Annotated in this window: 10 protein-coding genes; 9 read left to right on the top strand and 1 reads right to left on the bottom strand. The window is 72.3% G+C overall.

Annotation, left to right across the window (positions count from 1 at the left end; genetic code table 11):
* The first annotated feature begins 50 nt into the window (after positions 1 to 50).
* Positions 51 to 2,528 (top strand): non-ribosomal peptide synthetase, encoded by a 2,478-nt coding sequence (locus ACFQVD_RS11145; protein WP_343962663.1) that lies wholly within the window; start codon positions 51 to 53, stop codon positions 2,526 to 2,528.
* Positions 2,492 to 5,941 carry a condensation domain-containing protein gene (locus ACFQVD_RS11140; protein ID WP_364153492.1) on the top strand — a complete coding sequence of 1,150 codons (3,450 nt, stop codon included), beginning with the start codon at positions 2,492 to 2,494 and terminating at the stop codon, positions 5,939 to 5,941. Before ACFQVD_RS11145 ends, ACFQVD_RS11140 begins: the two co-directional genes overlap by 37 nt.
* Before the next feature lie 22 nt (positions 5,942 to 5,963).
* Here ACFQVD_RS11140 and ACFQVD_RS11135 read toward each other — a convergent pair whose 3' ends face one another.
* Positions 5,964 to 6,746, bottom strand: coding sequence for an IclR family transcriptional regulator (locus ACFQVD_RS11135; RefSeq protein WP_343966014.1), 783 nt, complete (start codon positions 6,744 to 6,746; stop codon positions 5,964 to 5,966).
* 100 nt (positions 6,747 to 6,846) lie between these two features.
* Here ACFQVD_RS11135 and ACFQVD_RS11130 point away from each other — a divergent pair, with 100 nt between their 5' ends.
* The 7 genes from ACFQVD_RS11130 (at position 6,847) to argG (ending at position 15,051) form a co-directional block, all read left to right on the top strand.
* Positions 6,847 to 7,995 (top strand): cupin domain-containing protein, encoded by a 1,149-nt coding sequence (locus ACFQVD_RS11130; RefSeq protein ID WP_343966012.1) that lies wholly within the window; start codon positions 6,847 to 6,849, stop codon positions 7,993 to 7,995.
* Positions 7,992 to 8,828: a fumarylacetoacetate hydrolase family protein gene (locus ACFQVD_RS11125; RefSeq protein ID WP_364153497.1), complete on the top strand. Its 837-nt coding sequence runs from the start codon at positions 7,992 to 7,994 to the stop codon at positions 8,826 to 8,828. Before ACFQVD_RS11130 ends, ACFQVD_RS11125 begins: the two co-directional genes overlap by 4 nt.
* Positions 8,828 to 9,550, top strand: a complete 723-nt coding sequence (locus ACFQVD_RS11120) for a maleylpyruvate isomerase family mycothiol-dependent enzyme (protein ID WP_364153500.1) — start codon at positions 8,828 to 8,830, stop codon at positions 9,548 to 9,550. The genes ACFQVD_RS11125 and ACFQVD_RS11120 overlap by 1 nt, the downstream gene beginning before the upstream one ends.
* A gap of 32 nt (positions 9,551 to 9,582) precedes the next feature.
* A complete protein-coding gene (locus ACFQVD_RS11115; protein ID WP_343966004.1) occupies positions 9,583 to 10,866 on the top strand; it encodes an FAD-dependent monooxygenase in 1,284 nt (427 codons plus the stop codon).
* Positions 10,867 to 11,083: 217 nt separating this feature from the next.
* Positions 11,084 to 12,190 (top strand): maleylacetate reductase, encoded by a 1,107-nt coding sequence (locus ACFQVD_RS11110; protein ID WP_343966002.1) that lies wholly within the window; start codon positions 11,084 to 11,086, stop codon positions 12,188 to 12,190.
* A 261-nt stretch (positions 12,191 to 12,451) separates the two neighbouring features.
* Complete coding sequence (gene bla / locus ACFQVD_RS11105) at positions 12,452 to 13,387, top strand: class A beta-lactamase (protein WP_343965999.1); 936 nt, start codon at positions 12,452 to 12,454, stop codon at positions 13,385 to 13,387.
* A gap of 215 nt (positions 13,388 to 13,602) precedes the next feature.
* Positions 13,603 to 15,051: an argininosuccinate synthase gene (gene argG / locus ACFQVD_RS11100; protein WP_343965996.1), complete on the top strand. Its 1,449-nt coding sequence runs from the start codon at positions 13,603 to 13,605 to the stop codon at positions 15,049 to 15,051.
* Positions 15,052 to 15,154: the final 103 nt, after the last annotated feature.

Genomic DNA, 15,154 nt, shown 5'->3' with positions numbered 1-15,154 from the left:
GGCGCACCGACGAACAGTCCCGGAAGGAACGGTCCCCGAAGGAGGAGCCGATGGACACGATCCAGGAGCACGACGCGCGCCTGGTCGTCGAGGAGTGGAACCGCACCGAGCTGGCCGACGAGCCGGCGACCGTCATCGAACGGTTCGCCGCCCAGGTCGCCAGGTCGCCCGCCGCCACGGCGCTGACGGACGAGGAGGGCACGACCCTCAGCTACGACGAGGTGCGCCGCGCCGCCAACCGCCTGGCCGGGCACCTGCTCGGCCTCGGCGTGCGCCCCGAGGACCGCTGCGCCATCTACCAGCGCCGTTCGGCCGGCATGGTGGTGTCCATGTTCGGCACGCTGGCCGCCGGGGGCGCCTACGTTCCGATCGACGAGGGCAACCCGCCCGAGCGGGTCGAGGCGATCCTGCGCGACGCCGGAACCGCCGTGGTGCTGGCCGACTCCACCACCGAGGCCGAGGTGCCGCCGGGTCCGTGGTGCGTGGTGAACGTCGACGACCACCCCGGGGGCGACGAGGACGACCCGGGGGTGCCGCTGCACCCGGCCAACCTCGCCTACGTCATGTACACCTCAGGCAGCACCGGGACGCCCAAGGGCGTCCTCATCGAGCACCGCGCGGTCACCGCGTTCGTCCGGGGCGCCCAGCACCTGTACGGGCTCTCGCCGCAGGACCGCCTCGTGCAGTTCTCCTCGATCGCCTTCGACGTCTCCACCTTCGACGCCTTCGGGGCGCTGCTGTCGGGGGCCGTCCTGCACGTCGCCGCCGCCGAGACCCGTACCTCCGCCGAGCGGTTCCGCGACCTGCTGCGCGAGCGGCGCATCTCCGTCTACATGGGCACCCCCGGCATGCTGAGACTGCTGGAGCCCGGCGACTTCCCCGACCTGCGGGTGCTCGCGGTCGGCGGCGAGAGCTACTCGGGTGACTTCACCACCCGCTGGGCGGCCGGACGCAGGTTCGTCAACAGCTACGGGCCCACCGAGACCACGGTCGGCGTCATCACCCAGGAGTGCCGGGGAAGCTGGGACACCTCACCGCCCATCGGGCGCGCCATGCCCAACCACCGGGCCTACGCCCTGGACGAGTCGATGCGCCCGGTCCCGATCGGCACGGTCGGCGAACTGTACGTCGGCGGTCCCGGCCTCGGCCGCGGCTACCTGGACCGCCCCGGCGCGAGCGCGCTCTCCTTCGTCCCCGACCCGTTCGCCACCACGCCGGGCGAGCGGCTCTACCGCACCGGCGACCTGGTGCGCTGGACCGCCGACGGCGAGCTGGTCTTCGCCGGACGGGCCGACCGGCAGGTCAAGGTGCGCGGCGTCCGGGTGGAGCTGGAGGAGATCGAGCAGACCCTCCGCAGGCACCCGGCGGTCGCGCACGCCGTGGTCGAGGCGGAGGCCCTCGACGACGGCGACGCCCGCCTGATCGCCTACGTCGTCTGCACGACGGGGGAGCCGCCCGGCGTGACCGAGCTGCGGGAGACCGCCGCCCGGTGGCTGACGGCCCCGCTGGTCCCCAACGAGTTCGTCCACGTCCCGGAGATCCCGCTCACCCCGGCAGGCAAGGTCGACCGCGGGGCCCTGGCCGCCGCCAGGACTTCGCGCGGCGGCACCGACAGCGATACCGACAGCGACACCGACAGCGACAGCGGCACCGATGGCGGCGCCGACTGGACGCCGACCAGGCGCAGGGTGGCCGAGGAGATCGTGAAACCGCTGCTCGGCGTGGACTCGCTCGGTCCGCACGACCACTTCTTCGAGCTGGGCGGCACCAGCATCCAGGTCATCCAGCTCCTGGGCCGAGTTCGCACGATCTTCGGCATCGAGGTGCCGGTCGCCGACTTCTTCGACCGGCCGACCATCGCCGGGGTCGCCGACGCGGTCGACTCCGAGGTCCGCTCCGATCTCAAGGACATCGTCCGCGAGGGCTGGGACGACATCGCCGACCGCTATGCCGCCTTCCAGGCCGAGTTCTCCGACGGCCCCCGCACGGAGTGGACCGGCCACCTGCTCGGGATGCTGCCCGAAGGCGGTTCGGTGCTGGAGCTGGGCGTCGGCAGCGGCCACGAGTCCTCGCGCCGCCTGGCCGAGGCGCACGCCCTCACCGCCGTCGACATCTCCGCCGAACAGCTCAAACTCGCCGAGAGGACACTGCCCGGCGCCACGCTCGTGCAGGCCGACATGGCCCAGGCGCGGTTCCCCGACGCCTCCTTCGACGCCGTCGTGTCCATCTACACCCTCACCCACCTGCCGCGCGAGGAACTGCCCGGCCTGCTGGGCGGCATCGCCCGCTGGCTGAAGCCAGGCGGTCTGCTGCTCGCCACCCTGATGACCGAGGACATCCCCGGCGCGATCGAGGAGTGGTTCGGCTCGACCATGTTCTTCTCCGGCTTCCCCACGGAGGAGAACCTTCAGCTGCTGCGCGCGGCGGGCCTGGTACCCGAGCGCGAGGAGGTCGTGGCGCAGCGGACACCGCTCGGGGAGTCGCGCTTCCTGTGGGTGATCGCCAGGAGGACGGAGACAGCGCCGTGACCGGCCTGCCCGACCGCACCGCCCCGCTCTCCTACCTGCAGGAGCAGCTCTGGTTCGTCGAGCAGGACGATCCCGGCAACGGCTCCTACAACGAGCTGAAGGTACTCGTCCTGGACGGCACGCTGGACGCCGCCCGGCTGGGCCGGGCGCTAAACGAGGTGGTGGCCCGGCACGACGTGCTGCGCACCACCTTCGTCTACCAGGGAACCGAACCGGTCCAGGCGATCTGGGCACGGGGCCCCGTACTGCGCGAGGCGTCCGCCGGCGGCGAACAGGCGCTCATGGAGTACGCCCGGGAGGTCGCCGAGGCCCCCTACGACCTGGCCGCCGGGCCGCTGCTGCGCGCCTCGCTCGTCACGCTCGGCCCGGAGCGGCAGGCGCTCGTGCTCGGGGTGCACCACATCATCAGCGACGGATTCTCGATGAACCTGCTGCTCGACGAGCTGGACGCGGCCTACCGGGGCGAGCCGGCCAACGGTGCGCCCGCCCAGTACGGCGACTTCGCCCGCTGGCAGCGCGAGCGGTTCGCCGGCGGCCGCCTGGCCGCCGACGTCGACCACTGGCGGCGGACGCTCGACGGCGCGCCCACCGTGCTGGAGCTGCCCGCGGACCGGCCCCGGCCGCGCCGGCGGGCCGGCACCGGCAGGCGCGAGCGATTCCCGCTCGACCCCGGCCTGACCGGCCCGCTCGGCGAGGTCGCCGAGCGGGTCGGCGGCACCCTCTTCACCGTGCTGCTCTCCGCCTTCGCCACCACCCTCTACCGCTACACCGGACGCGGCGACATGGTGTTGGGCACCGGCGCCCCCGGCCGCCCCGGGCGCGAGTTCGACGGCACGCTCGGTTTCTTCGCCAACATCGTGCCGGTACGGCTGCGCCCTGCGGGCGAGATCCCTTTCACCGAGCTGGCCGACGCGGTCAGCGAGGCCGCCTTCGACGCCTTCGACCACCAGTACGTACCGTTCGAGAAGCTCGTGGAGTTCCTGCAGCCCGAGCGCGACGCCGGGCACACCCCGCTGGTGCAGGTCGTCTTCACCATGTGGGACGCGGGCGCGGCCGAGCGCTCCATCGGCGGCGTGCCCGCCGCAGAGGTCGAGGTGACGCGCGGCAGGTCCCGCTTCGACGTGGCGGTCGAGGCGGTACGGCGGGGCGAGCGGGTCGACTTCTTCGTCGAGTACGACGACGCCCTCTTCGACGAGGTCACGATCGCCCGCCTGATGCGTCACCACGAGCGGGTGCTGCGGGCGGTCGCAGCAGACCCCGCCCAGCCCCTGTCGGAGATCCCGATGATCTCCCCGCAGGAGTGGGCCACCCTCACCCAGGGCGACGTGACCGTGCTCGACCCGGACGGCAACGTGCTGCCCGCCGGGGCCGTCGGCCAGCTGGTCCGTCACTCCGGCCGGCACGGACCCACCGGCCGCCTGGCCGTCCGCAGGCCCGACGGGCGGGTGGTCGAGCGCGGGCGCGAGGACCGGCTGGTCGGTTTCGGTCCCTTCCAGGTGCAGCTGGAGGACGTCGAGGAGGTCCTGCGCGCCCACCCCGCCGTACGCGACGCCGCGGTCATCGCGGTCGAGGGCGGCGCGGGACGCGAGCTGGTCGGCTACGCCGTCGCCGGGCAACCGCCCGACGCGTTGCGCGCCACCCTCGTCGAGCGGCTGCCGAACTACATGGTGCCCGCCGTCATCGTGGCGGTGGAGGAGATCCCGCGCGACGAGGAGGGCCGGGTCAGGACCGCCCTGCTGCCCGAGGCGGCCGAACTCGGCGAGCGGAGCGAGCTGCCCGCTCTGGAGGCCGCGCTCTGCGCCATCTGGGCGCGCGTCATGAACCTCGACGTGGTGGAACCCGATGACGACTTCTTCGCGCTGGGCGGCCACTCGATGCTGGCGGCCCGGCTGGTACGCGAGATCGCCTCGGTGCTCGCCGTGCGTGTTCCGCTGACGGCCCTCTTCGAGCACTGCGTCCCCGCCGACCTGGCCGACTACCTGGCCGCCAGGCACCCCGCGCTGGAGCACACGCTCGCCGGCGCGAGCCGCGCCGATCGCGCGGGGCGGCCCGAGCCGAAGCCCGAGCCGGAGTGGGCGCCCGCCGGGCAGGCCGTACCGGACGGCACGGAGCCGGACGGCTGCGCGCTGTCCACCGCGCAGCTGCAGATCTGGATCAACGAGCAGCTCGCGGGCGGCGACGCCCGGGACTTCATCGCCGCCGTCACCTACCGGATACGCGGCCCGCTCGACGTGGACGCCCTGCGCGGCGCGTTCGACGCGCTCGTCGCCCGGCACGAGAACCTGCGCGCCCGGGTGGCGCTGGTGGGCGACGTGCCGGTGCTGCGTTTCGACGCCGACGCCCGCGTCGAGCTGCCCGTCGAGGACCTCACCGGCCTGCCCGAGGCGGGGCGGGCGGCGGAGGCGGCCCGCCGTACGGCCCGCGACGCCGAGCGCGGCTTCGACCTGTCCGTCGCCCCCCTGGTGCGGGCCGGCCTCTACCGCCTTGGCGACGGTGACCACGTCCTCGCGCTGGTCCAGCACCACCTGGTCACCGACGGCGTCTCGATGGGCCTGCTGATCGGCGAGCTCGGCCGCCTGTACTCCGACCGCGACACCGCGCCCGCCGCACCGCACCTGCGCTTCTCCGACTACGTGGCCTGGGAGCGGGCCTGGCTCGGCGGCCCCGAGGCCGCCGCCTCGGAGCGTTTCTGGCGGGAACGGCTGCGCGGGGCCCCCGAACTGGTCCTGCCCAGGACGCGCGACGGGCGGCGGGAGAGTCGCGACACCGAGATGATCGCCCATCATCTGCCGCCCGCGGACTCGCGTCGGCTGCTCGCGCTGGCCAGGCGGAGCAGGACCACGCCCTACATGCTGGTGACCGCCGCCTTCGCGGCGATGCTGGCCCAGTGGAGCGGTCAGGACGACGTGGTGATCGGCACCACCGCCGACAACCGCCCGCTGCCCGGCCTGGAGGGCGTGGTCGGCTGCTTCGTCAACATGGTGGCGCTCCGCCTCGACTGCGGCGGCGACCCCACCTTCACCGAGCTGGCCGGGCGGGTACGCCGGACCGTCCTGGAGGCGTACGCGCACCAGGGCACCCCGTTCAACGAGGTGGTACGGGCACTGAGGATCCACCCCGACCCGCGCAGGATGCCGCTCTTCCAGGTCACCTCCGACTGGGCGGGCGACGGCCCCGCGGTGCCGGAACTGGCCGGATGCGAGGTCGGCTTCGACTACGTGCACACCAGGGCCAACCGCTACGAGCTGGAGATGTACGCCGGGATGGCGGGGGAGCGGGTGGTGCTCGACCTGGAGTACGCCGTCGAACTCTGGGACCGGGAGGAGGCCGAGGACCGCCTGGCCCGGGTGGCCGCGCTGCTCACCCGTGTCGTGCTGGCCCCGGACACGAAGCTCTCGGCACTGCTCAGCTGACCGGCGGCCCGCGGCGCGGAACTCACGAGCGGGTGCGAGGGAGATCGGTACCTCGCATCTCCTCTTCGATGTCACGGGTGGTCAGGGCCAGGGCGCTGACCAGGTCCGAGAGGCGATCCCGGGAGAAGCGGCTGGTGGGCATCGACACCGAGACGGCTGCCTGAGCGCGGCCGTCCTCGCCGCGCACGGCCCGGCCGATGGCGGTGACGCCCCTTTCGGTCCTGCCGGCGTTGATGGCGAAACCTCGCTCGCGGACGGTCCGCAGCTCGCGACGGAGTGTCGCGAGGTTGGGGCGCTGGTCCAGGCGATCAGCCCATTTCGCCTCGCTGTACAGTGCGTCGAGCCGCTCGGGCGGCAGGTCGGCGAGCATGACCTTGCCACCGGAGGCCAGATGCGCGGGGAAGACCATGCCCTCGCGGTTGCCGACCCGCAGCGCCTGGGTGCATTCCACCGATCCGATGAACCGTACGTGGTCACCGGCCAGGATCTGCAGGTTGGCGCTCTCCCGGATCCGCTCGACCAGGCCGGCCAGGTGCGGCATGGCGACCGAGCGCAGCAGTGCGGTACGGGACTGGGAGCTCCCGCCCAGCGAGAGGACGGGCCCGGCCGCGTACCGGTGGTCTTCGCGCCGGATCGCGAAGTCCCGGTAGACGAGCATGGCCAGCAGCCGGTGGGCGGTGGAGGGCGCCACCCCGAGACGCTCGGCGGCCTCGCCCACGCCGAATGGACCCTCGACCTGGAGCATGACCGCGAGCTGGAGCGCGTGGTCGACGCTTCGCACGGAGTAGTTCGGTGGATTCTTCATAGCAGAATCTCCTGTTCTTCTCTGGCACTCAGGATACAAGCTGGCAACACGGCGAGGCCGGCGATCACCGCTGTGTCACGCCACGTCGAAGGAGCCAGAGATGACCGAGACCGCGAACTCCCCGGTTCGCCTCGCCGTGGTCGACTCGCCGGACCAGCCGACGCCGTCGGTGGCGTTGGAGGAGTTGTACCGCGGCTTCGAGAAGGAGCTGCTGGTCCCGCTGTGGACCGAGATCGGCGACCTGATGCCGCTACACCCGCGATCCAAGGCGGCACCGCACCTGTGGCGGTGGGAGAGCCTGCTGGCCCTGGCGGACCGGGCCGGGCATCTGGTGCCGGTCGGGCGGGGCGGGGAGCGGCGGGCGATCGCGCTGGCGAACCCGGCGCTGGGCGGCCGGCCGTTCGCGACGCCGACGCTGTGGGCGGCGATCCAGTACCTGATGCCGGGTGAGGACGCCCCGGAGCACCGGCACACCCAGCACGCGTTCCGCTTCGTCGTCGAGGGCGAGGGGGTGTGGACCGTGGTCGGCCGTGATCCGGTGCCGATGCGCCGCGGGGACCTCCTGCCCCAGGCGGGCTGGAACTGGCACGCCCACCACAACGCGGCCGACAGGCCCATGGCCTGGATCGACGGCCTGGACATTCCATTCCAGTACGTCACCGAGTCGCAGTTCTTCGAGTTCGGCCGTGACGAGATCAGCGCGGCCGAACGCACCACCCCCGAACGTTCCCGCTCGGAGCGGCTGTGGGGGCACCCCGGCCTGCGCCCGGTCTCGGCCCCCGGCTCTCAGCCCAGCACCCCGTTGCTGGCCTACCGGTGGGTCGACACCGACCGCGCGCTGGCGGACCAGCTCGATCTCGAGGCCGAGGGCCATGCCGGGACGGTCGAGCCCGGCCACGCGGCGGTGCGTTACACCAACCCCACCACCGGAGGCGATGTGCTGCCGACCATCCGGGCGGAGATGCACCGGATCCGCAGCGGAGCCGAGACCTCGCCCCGCCGGGAGGCCGGCTCCTCGGTGTACCAGGTCTTCGACGGTGGTGGCCGGGTCACGGTCGGCGACGCCTCCTGGTCGGTCACCCGCGGTGACCTGTTCGTCGTCCCGTCCTGGGTGCCGTTCTCGGCGAGGTCGGAGGCCTCGGCGTCCGACTCCGACTCGGCCGCCCTTGATCTCTTCAAATTCGGTGACGGACCGATTTTCGAGGCGCTGCACCTGGACCGCGCCCACGTGGAAGGACGAAACGCATGAAGCTCGCCACCATCCGCACCGCCGACGGTGCCACCCGGGCCGTACGTGTGGAGGGGGAGACCCTGGTCGACCTCGGTCTCGCCGACGTCGGTGAGCTGCTGGCCCAGCCGGACTGGGCCGAGTACGCGGCCCGGACCCAGGGAGGTGCGGTGGCGGGCGTCGGCTACGCGCCGGTCGTCCCCCGCCCCGGCAAGATCATCTGTGTGGGCCTGAACTACCGCAACCACATCCTTGAAATGGGGCGGGAGCTGCCGCGGTACCCGACGTTGTTCGCCAAGTACCCCGAGGCGCTCGTCGGGGCCTATGACGAGATCCAGCTCCCGCCGGAGTCCGAGCAGGTGGACTGGGAGGCCGAGCTCGCGATCGTCATCGGCAGGACCGTGCGGCGGGCCACCGAGGCCGACGCCGCCGAGGCCATCGCCGGGTTCGCCGTCCTCAACGACGTCACCGCGCGCGACTGGCAGTACCGCTCCCCGATGTGGCTGCAGGGCAAGACCTGGGAGGGCAGCACGCCGTTCGGCCCCTACCTGGTCACCCCGGACGAGCTGCCCGGCGGCACCCGGCCCTCGCTCACCCTGACCGGATCCGTCGACGGTGAGGTGGTGCAGCGGGCCGACACCTCGGATCTCGTGTTCGACCCGGTCGCCCTGGTGCGGTACATCTCCACGATCCTCACGCTCAGCCCGGGCGACGTCATCGCCTCCGGCACCCCCGGCGGGGTGGGTCACGCCCGCAAGCCCGCCCGGTACCTCGCCGACGGCGGCGTCCTGACCACCGAGATCACCGGCCTGGGCCGGTCCGAGGCCAAGGCCGTCGCCGAGCCGGTCGCCTGATGGCGGCCGACAGGAGCCGCGCCGACACCCTGCGCTGGATGGCCCAGGGCACCAGGACCTTCTTCGACGCCCTGATCACGCTGCCGGACGACCGGCTGGCCCGGCCCACGGCGCTCGACGGCTGGACCGGCAGGCACCTGCTGGCCCACGTCGCCGCCAACGCCGACGCGCTGGTCAACCTGGCACATTGGGCGCGCACCGGCGAGGAGACACCGATGTACTCCTCGCCGGCGCGGCGCGACGCCGACATCGAGGCCGGTGCCGCGCGGCCGGCGGCCGAGCTGCGCGCCTGGGCCGCGCGGGCCGCCGAGACCCTGGAGGCACGGCTCGCCGAGCTGGACGAGCGGCAGTGGGCCCGCCAGGTCCGCACCGCCCAGGGCCGCCACGTCCCCGCTGAGGAGATCCCCTGGATGCGCGCCCGCGAGGTCATGGTGCACGCCGTCGACCTCGGCGCCGGGGTGGGCTTCGACGATCTCCCGGCCGACTTCCTCGCCGCCCTGATCGACGACATCACCGCCAAACGGTCCGGCAACGGCGCCGGGCCCGCGCTCACCCTCACGGCCACCGGCCACAACGGCACATGGACCGTCTCCGGCACCGGGGACCCCGCTCCGGTGACCGGCACCCTCGCCGGCCTCACGGCCTACCTCTCCGGCCGCCGGACGGACGGCGTCACCGGCGCGGAAGGCCGGCCGGCACCCGAACTTCCGCACTGGCTCTAGGCAGGCGCGGCGTGATGAAAGGAACGACAGACATGGCTGAAGACGGCGACGATGTCGACGTCGTGGTGGTGGGCGGAGGCATCGGCGGTCTGGCCAACGCCCTCGCACTCACCCGGAAGGGCCTGCGGGTGCGAGTGCTGGAGCAGGCCTCCCGGTTCGGCGAGGTCGGCGCCGGTCTGCAGATCGCGCCCAACTGCACCCGCATCCTGAGCCACTGGGGTCTGCTCGACGAGATCAAGTCGCTCGGTGTGCTCCCCGAGAGCATCGTCATGAAGGACGCCGTCGACGCCGAGGTCATCACCAGGCTCGACCTGCACGACGTGGAGCGGCGCTACGGCTTTCCGTACATGGTGATCCATCGCAGCGATCTGCACGGCACGCTGCTGCGCGCCTGCCGGCGGGCGGGGGTGGATCTCGTCAACGACGTCGCGGTGACCGGGTACGAGCAGGCCGAGGGGGGCGCTGTCGCCGTTCACGAGGGAGGGCGCGAGTTCGGCGAGGTCGTGCTCGCCGCCGACGGCCTCCACTCCGTGGCCCGCGGGATCCTGAGCGATGACCGGCCGGTCAGCTCCGCGTACGTCGCCTACCGGGGCGCCATGCCGATCGACAGGGTCGCCGACCTCGATGTGCACCTCAAGGACGTGGTCGTCTACGTCGGCCCCAGGTGCCATTTCGTCCAGTACTCGCTGCGCCACGGCGAGATGTTCAACCAGGTCGCGGTGTTCGAGTCGCCGAAGGCGCTGGCCGGGGAGGAGGACTGGGGCACGCCCGACGAGCTGGACGGAGCCTTCGAGGCCACCTGCGCCCAGGTGCGGGCCGGTCTGCCGCTGATGTGGCGCGACCGCTGGTGGCGGATGTTCGACCGCGAGCCGATCATGGACTGGGTGCGGGGCCGGATCGCCCTCTCCGGGGACGCCGCCCACCCGCCGCTGCAGTACCTCGCGCAGGGCGCGGTGATGGCCATCGAGGACGCGTGGGTGCTGGCCGAGCACGTGGGCGCGCAGGGTGTGACGGGCTCCGCGGCCGCGGGGACCCCGACGGGCGTCGACTGGGACGCCGCCCTGGCGGCCTACAACGCCGTCCGCCCGGAGCACTGCCGTCGCGTGCTGACCACGGCGCGGGCCTGGGGAAACCTGTGGCACCACGACGGGGAGAAACGGAGGTGGCGCAACGAGGTGCTCCGTGACCGCGACGTCTACGACTACGACTACGTGGACTGGCTCTTCGGGCCGACCGCTCTCACGCCCGGGCAGCTGCCGCCGATGTTCCCGGCGCACGACACCGGCGGCACGGCCCGGAACCGGGCGCGGGGGTGACGCGCCGGGGCCATGTCCGGCGCCACCCGGCACGGCTCCTCGGCCGGTAGGACTTCCCGGCTCGGAGCGGCTACGAGACGTCACCCACCCAGGTGATCGAGAAGATCTCCTACTCGCCGGGGGCTCTCCGGTACGTTCCCCGAGAACCCTCGGTGGGGGTTCTTCGAGCTCGTCCAACCCGGCTCCGCCGCCGGAGACGATACGAGGGGGCAGACCGATGGCCGATCACAAATTGGCGTTCACCCACGAGACGCTCGGCCAGCGCGTCATTCTGGACGCCGGCGGCGCGCGCCGGCACCTGGCCGAGGAGGTCGAGCGGCTCGGCGCCTCGCGGGTGATGCTGATCGCGGGCGACGGCGAGGCGCGGATCGCGGACGAGGTGTCGGCCGGACTGCCGGTCTCGCTGCGCTGGCGCGAGGTCGTCCAGCACGTGCCGGTCGAGGTCGCCGAGCGGGCCAGGTCGGCCGCCGCGGAGGCCGGGGCCGACCTCCTCGTGTCGGTCGGCGGCGGTTCGACGACGGGCTTGGCGAAGGCCGTCGCCATGACCACGCACCTGCCCATCGTGGCCGTGCCGACCACGTACGCCGGGTCGGAGGCCACGAGGATGTGGGGCCTGACCGAGAACCGGGAGAAGACGACGGGGCTGGATCCGGCGGTCCTGCCTGTCACGGTGATCTACGACTCGGTGCTGACCCTGTCCCTGCCCGTCGCGCTTTCGGTCGCGTCCGGTTTCAACGGGCTCGCCCACTGCGTGGACTCGATGTGGGCTCCGGGCACGGACCCGATCAACCAGGCGCTCGCGCTCGAAGGCATCCGGGCCCTGACCACGGGGCTGCCGAAGGTGGTCGCCGAGCCGGAGGGCATCGACGGACGTGACCGGTGCCTGTACGGCGCGTACCTGTCCGCGGTGTCCTTCGCGTCGGCGGGCTCGGGCCTGCACCACAAGATCTGCCATGTGCTCGGCGGCGCCTACGACCTGCCGCACGCGCAGACCCATGCGATCGTCCTGCCGCACGTGCTCGCCTACAACGCGCCCGCCGTCCCGGACGCCGCCCGCCGGATCGCGCGGGCGTTCGGCGCCCGGCCCGGCCAGAAGGACGATCCGGCCGAGGCGGCCGTGACCGCGTTGGAGCGCCTCCGCGGCGAGGTCGACGCACCGCGCGCGTTGAAGGACGTCGGCATGGCGGAGTTCGACATCCCCGGCGCGGCGGCCCGGGTCATGAAGGTCGTGCCGCCGTCCAATCCCGCACCCGTTTCCCGGGAGTCCGTCGAGATCCTGCTTCGCGCGGCGTGGGCGGGCCGCACACCGGGGAGTCGGTCATGAGTGAGGTGCTCTACGGCCTCCGGACAGTCCGTCACCTGGCCGCCGCCCGCTCCACTGCGGATCGGCCGGCAACGGCCGCGGCGCCGCCAGTAGATGCTCCACCTCGACTCCCCCCGTCCACGGCATCGGCTCCTGCTTTCCCTCCTGGGACTGGTCTTCGCTTGGTTCCGGCCCGCGCGGACACTGTTCTTGTCTTTGACCGCGTCAGCCGGTGGCGTGAGACTGCCTGGCGCATCCAACCCACGACCGGAAGGCGTCACCATGCGTCTGCGACACGCCGCACTCTCGGTACTGGCATCACTCACGCTCGTCCCGCTGACGGGCATCGCCGCGGCAGGCCACACATCCACCGCGTCCGCCGCTCCACCGGCGCCCCAGGCGGTATCGGGCGAGGCCGGGGCCAGGAAGGAACTGCGCACGCTGGAGGCGTCCTTCAAGGGCCGCATCGGCGCGTACGCCGTCGACACCGCCACCGGTAAGACGGTCACCTATCGCGCGGGCGAGAGTTTCCCGATGCTCTCCACCTTCAAGGCGATCGCCGCCGCGGCCGTACTGCACAGGGCCCGCACCTCAGAGCCCGGCCTGATGGACAAGGTCGTGCGCTGGACGGCCGCCGAAGTGAAGGACAACTCCCCGGTCACCAAGGATCACGTCAAGGACGGGATGACCGTCGCGCAGCTGTGCGAGGCGGCCATCACCCGGAGTGACAACACCGCGGGCAACATGCTGCTCAGGCAACTCGGCGGCCCGGCCGGCCTGACCGGCTACTTCCGGACGCTGAAGGACCCGATCTCCCGGCTGGACCGGTGGGAGACCGAGCTCAACGACTGGAACCCCAAGGAGAGGCGCGACACCACGACGCCCGCGGCCATGGGCCGTGACCTGCGCGCGGTCACGGCAGGGACAGCCCTCGACGCCAAGGACCGGGCGCGGCTGAACAACTGGCTGATCGCGAACCGGACCGGCGACGCCCGCATCCGCGCGGGCCTGCCCAAGACCTGGAAGGTCGGCGACAAGACCGGCACGACCTCGCAGTACGCGGGCGCGAACGATGTCGCGATCGTCTGGCCCGGCACGTCGGCCGCGCCCGTCATCATGTCGATCTACACCAACGGCAGGGCCGCGGACGCCGTCGCCGACAACAAGGTGATCGCGGACACCGCGACGATCCTCGCCCGGGGCCTCGGCAAGCTCTGAGGCGCCTGGTCCTCGCCGCTCCCGGAACCCTCCGAGCCGGCGGACGGGCGCCCGCCGGCCGGCGCCTGCTCGGCTCGCGCCGGGCGGGGAGTCCGTATGCCCGCAGGTGGGCGGTGTTCGGTGAACAGCGCGGATGGCCGCGGCCTCCGCGCGAGATCGCGAACCGCAGGTCGAGAGTTTGCATGACCATGCAGCGCAGTGCATACTCTTGTTCTATGTCCAAGGTTCTCACCTCCCTGCCCGCCGGCGAGCGCGTCGGCATCGCCTTCTCCGGCGGCCTCGACACCTCGGTCGCCGTCGCGTGGATGCGCGACAAGGGTGCCGTTCCGTGCACCTACACCGCCGACATCGGCCAGTACGACGAGCCCGACATCGCCTCGGTGCCCGGCCGCGCGGTGGCGTACGGTGCCGAGATCGCACGCCTGGTCGACTGCCGTGCGGCGCTGGTCGAGGAGGGCCTGGCCGCGCTCACCTGCGGTGCGTTCCACATCCGCTCGGGCGGGCGCGCCTACTTCAACACCACGCCGCTCGGTCGTGCCGTCACAGGGACCCTGCTGGTCCGGGCGATGATCGAGGACGACGTGCAGATCTGGGGCGACGGCTCGACGTTCAAGGGCAACGACATCGAGCGGTTCTACCGGTACGGCCTGCTCGCCAACCCCCACCTGCGCATCTACAAGCCCTGGCTGGACGCGGACTTCGTCTCCGAACTCGGCGGCCGCAAGGAGATGTCGGAGTGGCTGCTCGCCCACGACCTGCCCTACCGCGACAGCACCGAGAAGGCCTACTCGACCGACGCCAACATCTGGGGCGCCACCCACGAGGCCAAGACCCTGGAACACCTTGACAACGGCATCGAGACCGTGGACCCGATCATGGGCGTGCGGTTCTGGGATCCCGCGGTCGAGATCGCCGCCGAGGATGTGACCATCGGCTTCGACCAGGGCCGCCCCGTGACGATCAACGGCAAGGAGTTCGCCACCCCGGTCGACCTGGTGATGGAGGCGAACATGATCGGCGGGCGGCACGGCATGGGCATGTCGGACCAGATCGAGAACCGGGTGATCGAGGCCAAGAGCCGGGGCATCTACGAGGCGCCTGGGATGGCGTTGCTGCACGCGGCGTACGAACGGCTGGTCAACGCCATTCACAACGAGGACACCCTGGCGAGCTACCACACCGAGGGACGGCGGCTCGGCCGGTTGATGTACGAGGGCCGCTGGCTCGACCCGCAGGCGCTGATGCTGCGAGAGTCGCTGCAGCGCTGGGTCGGCACGGCGGTCATCGGTGAGGTGACGCTGCGGCTGCGGCGCGGTGAGGACTACTCGATTCTGGACACCTCGGGCCCGTCCTTCAGCTACCACCCGGACAAGCTGTCGATGGAGCGCACCGAGGACTCGGCGTTCGGCCCGGTGGACCGGATCGGCCAGCTCACCATGCGCAACCTCGACATCGCCGACTCGCGCGCCAGGCTGGAGCAGTACGCCAGTCTCGGCATGGTCGGCACCACCCATCCCGCGCTCGTGGGCGCCGCCCAGGCGGCCTCGACCGGACTGATCGGCGCGATGCCGCAGGGCGGTGCCGAGGCCATCGCCTCACGCGGCGAGGTCTCCGGCGACGACGAGATGCTCGACCGCGCCGCGATGGAGTTCGGCACCGACTGAGCGGCTCTTCGAGTGGGAGGTCATGGATTCGGGTTCTCGGCGGACAGCTCGCTGAGGACCCGGGCCCAGCACCGCCACAGCCTGTCCACCCGCTTTGCGGAAC

This window comes from Streptosporangium amethystogenes subsp. fukuiense (assembly GCF_042665875.1).
In the GTDB taxonomy this organism is placed as follows: domain Bacteria; phylum Actinomycetota; class Actinomycetes; order Streptosporangiales; family Streptosporangiaceae; genus Streptosporangium; species Streptosporangium fukuiense.
The sequence above is the reverse complement of the archived record's forward strand: the minus strand, read 5'-3'. Positions and strand labels throughout refer to the sequence as shown.

What these genes read in the sequence shown, in the direction of transcription:
- ACFQVD_RS11145 (WP_343962663.1), top strand. Translation starts at nt 51, where the DNA reads ATGGACACGATCCAGGAGCACGACGCGCGCCTGGTCGTCGAGGAGTGG.
- ACFQVD_RS11135 (WP_343966014.1), bottom strand. Translation starts at nt 6,746, where the DNA reads ATGAAGAATCCACCGAACTACTCCGTGCGAAGCGTCGACCACGCGCTC.
- ACFQVD_RS11130 (WP_343966012.1), top strand. Translation starts at nt 6,847, where the DNA reads ATGACCGAGACCGCGAACTCCCCGGTTCGCCTCGCCGTGGTCGACTCG.
- ACFQVD_RS11125 (WP_364153497.1), top strand. Translation starts at nt 7,992, where the DNA reads ATGAAGCTCGCCACCATCCGCACCGCCGACGGTGCCACCCGGGCCGTA.
- ACFQVD_RS11120 (WP_364153500.1), top strand. Translation starts at nt 8,828, where the DNA reads ATGGCGGCCGACAGGAGCCGCGCCGACACCCTGCGCTGGATGGCCCAG.
- ACFQVD_RS11115 (WP_343966004.1), top strand. Translation starts at nt 9,583, where the DNA reads ATGGCTGAAGACGGCGACGATGTCGACGTCGTGGTGGTGGGCGGAGGC.
- ACFQVD_RS11110 (WP_343966002.1), top strand. Translation starts at nt 11,084, where the DNA reads ATGGCCGATCACAAATTGGCGTTCACCCACGAGACGCTCGGCCAGCGC.
- bla (WP_343965999.1), top strand. Translation starts at nt 12,452, where the DNA reads ATGCGTCTGCGACACGCCGCACTCTCGGTACTGGCATCACTCACGCTC.
- argG (WP_343965996.1), top strand. Translation starts at nt 13,603, where the DNA reads ATGTCCAAGGTTCTCACCTCCCTGCCCGCCGGCGAGCGCGTCGGCATC.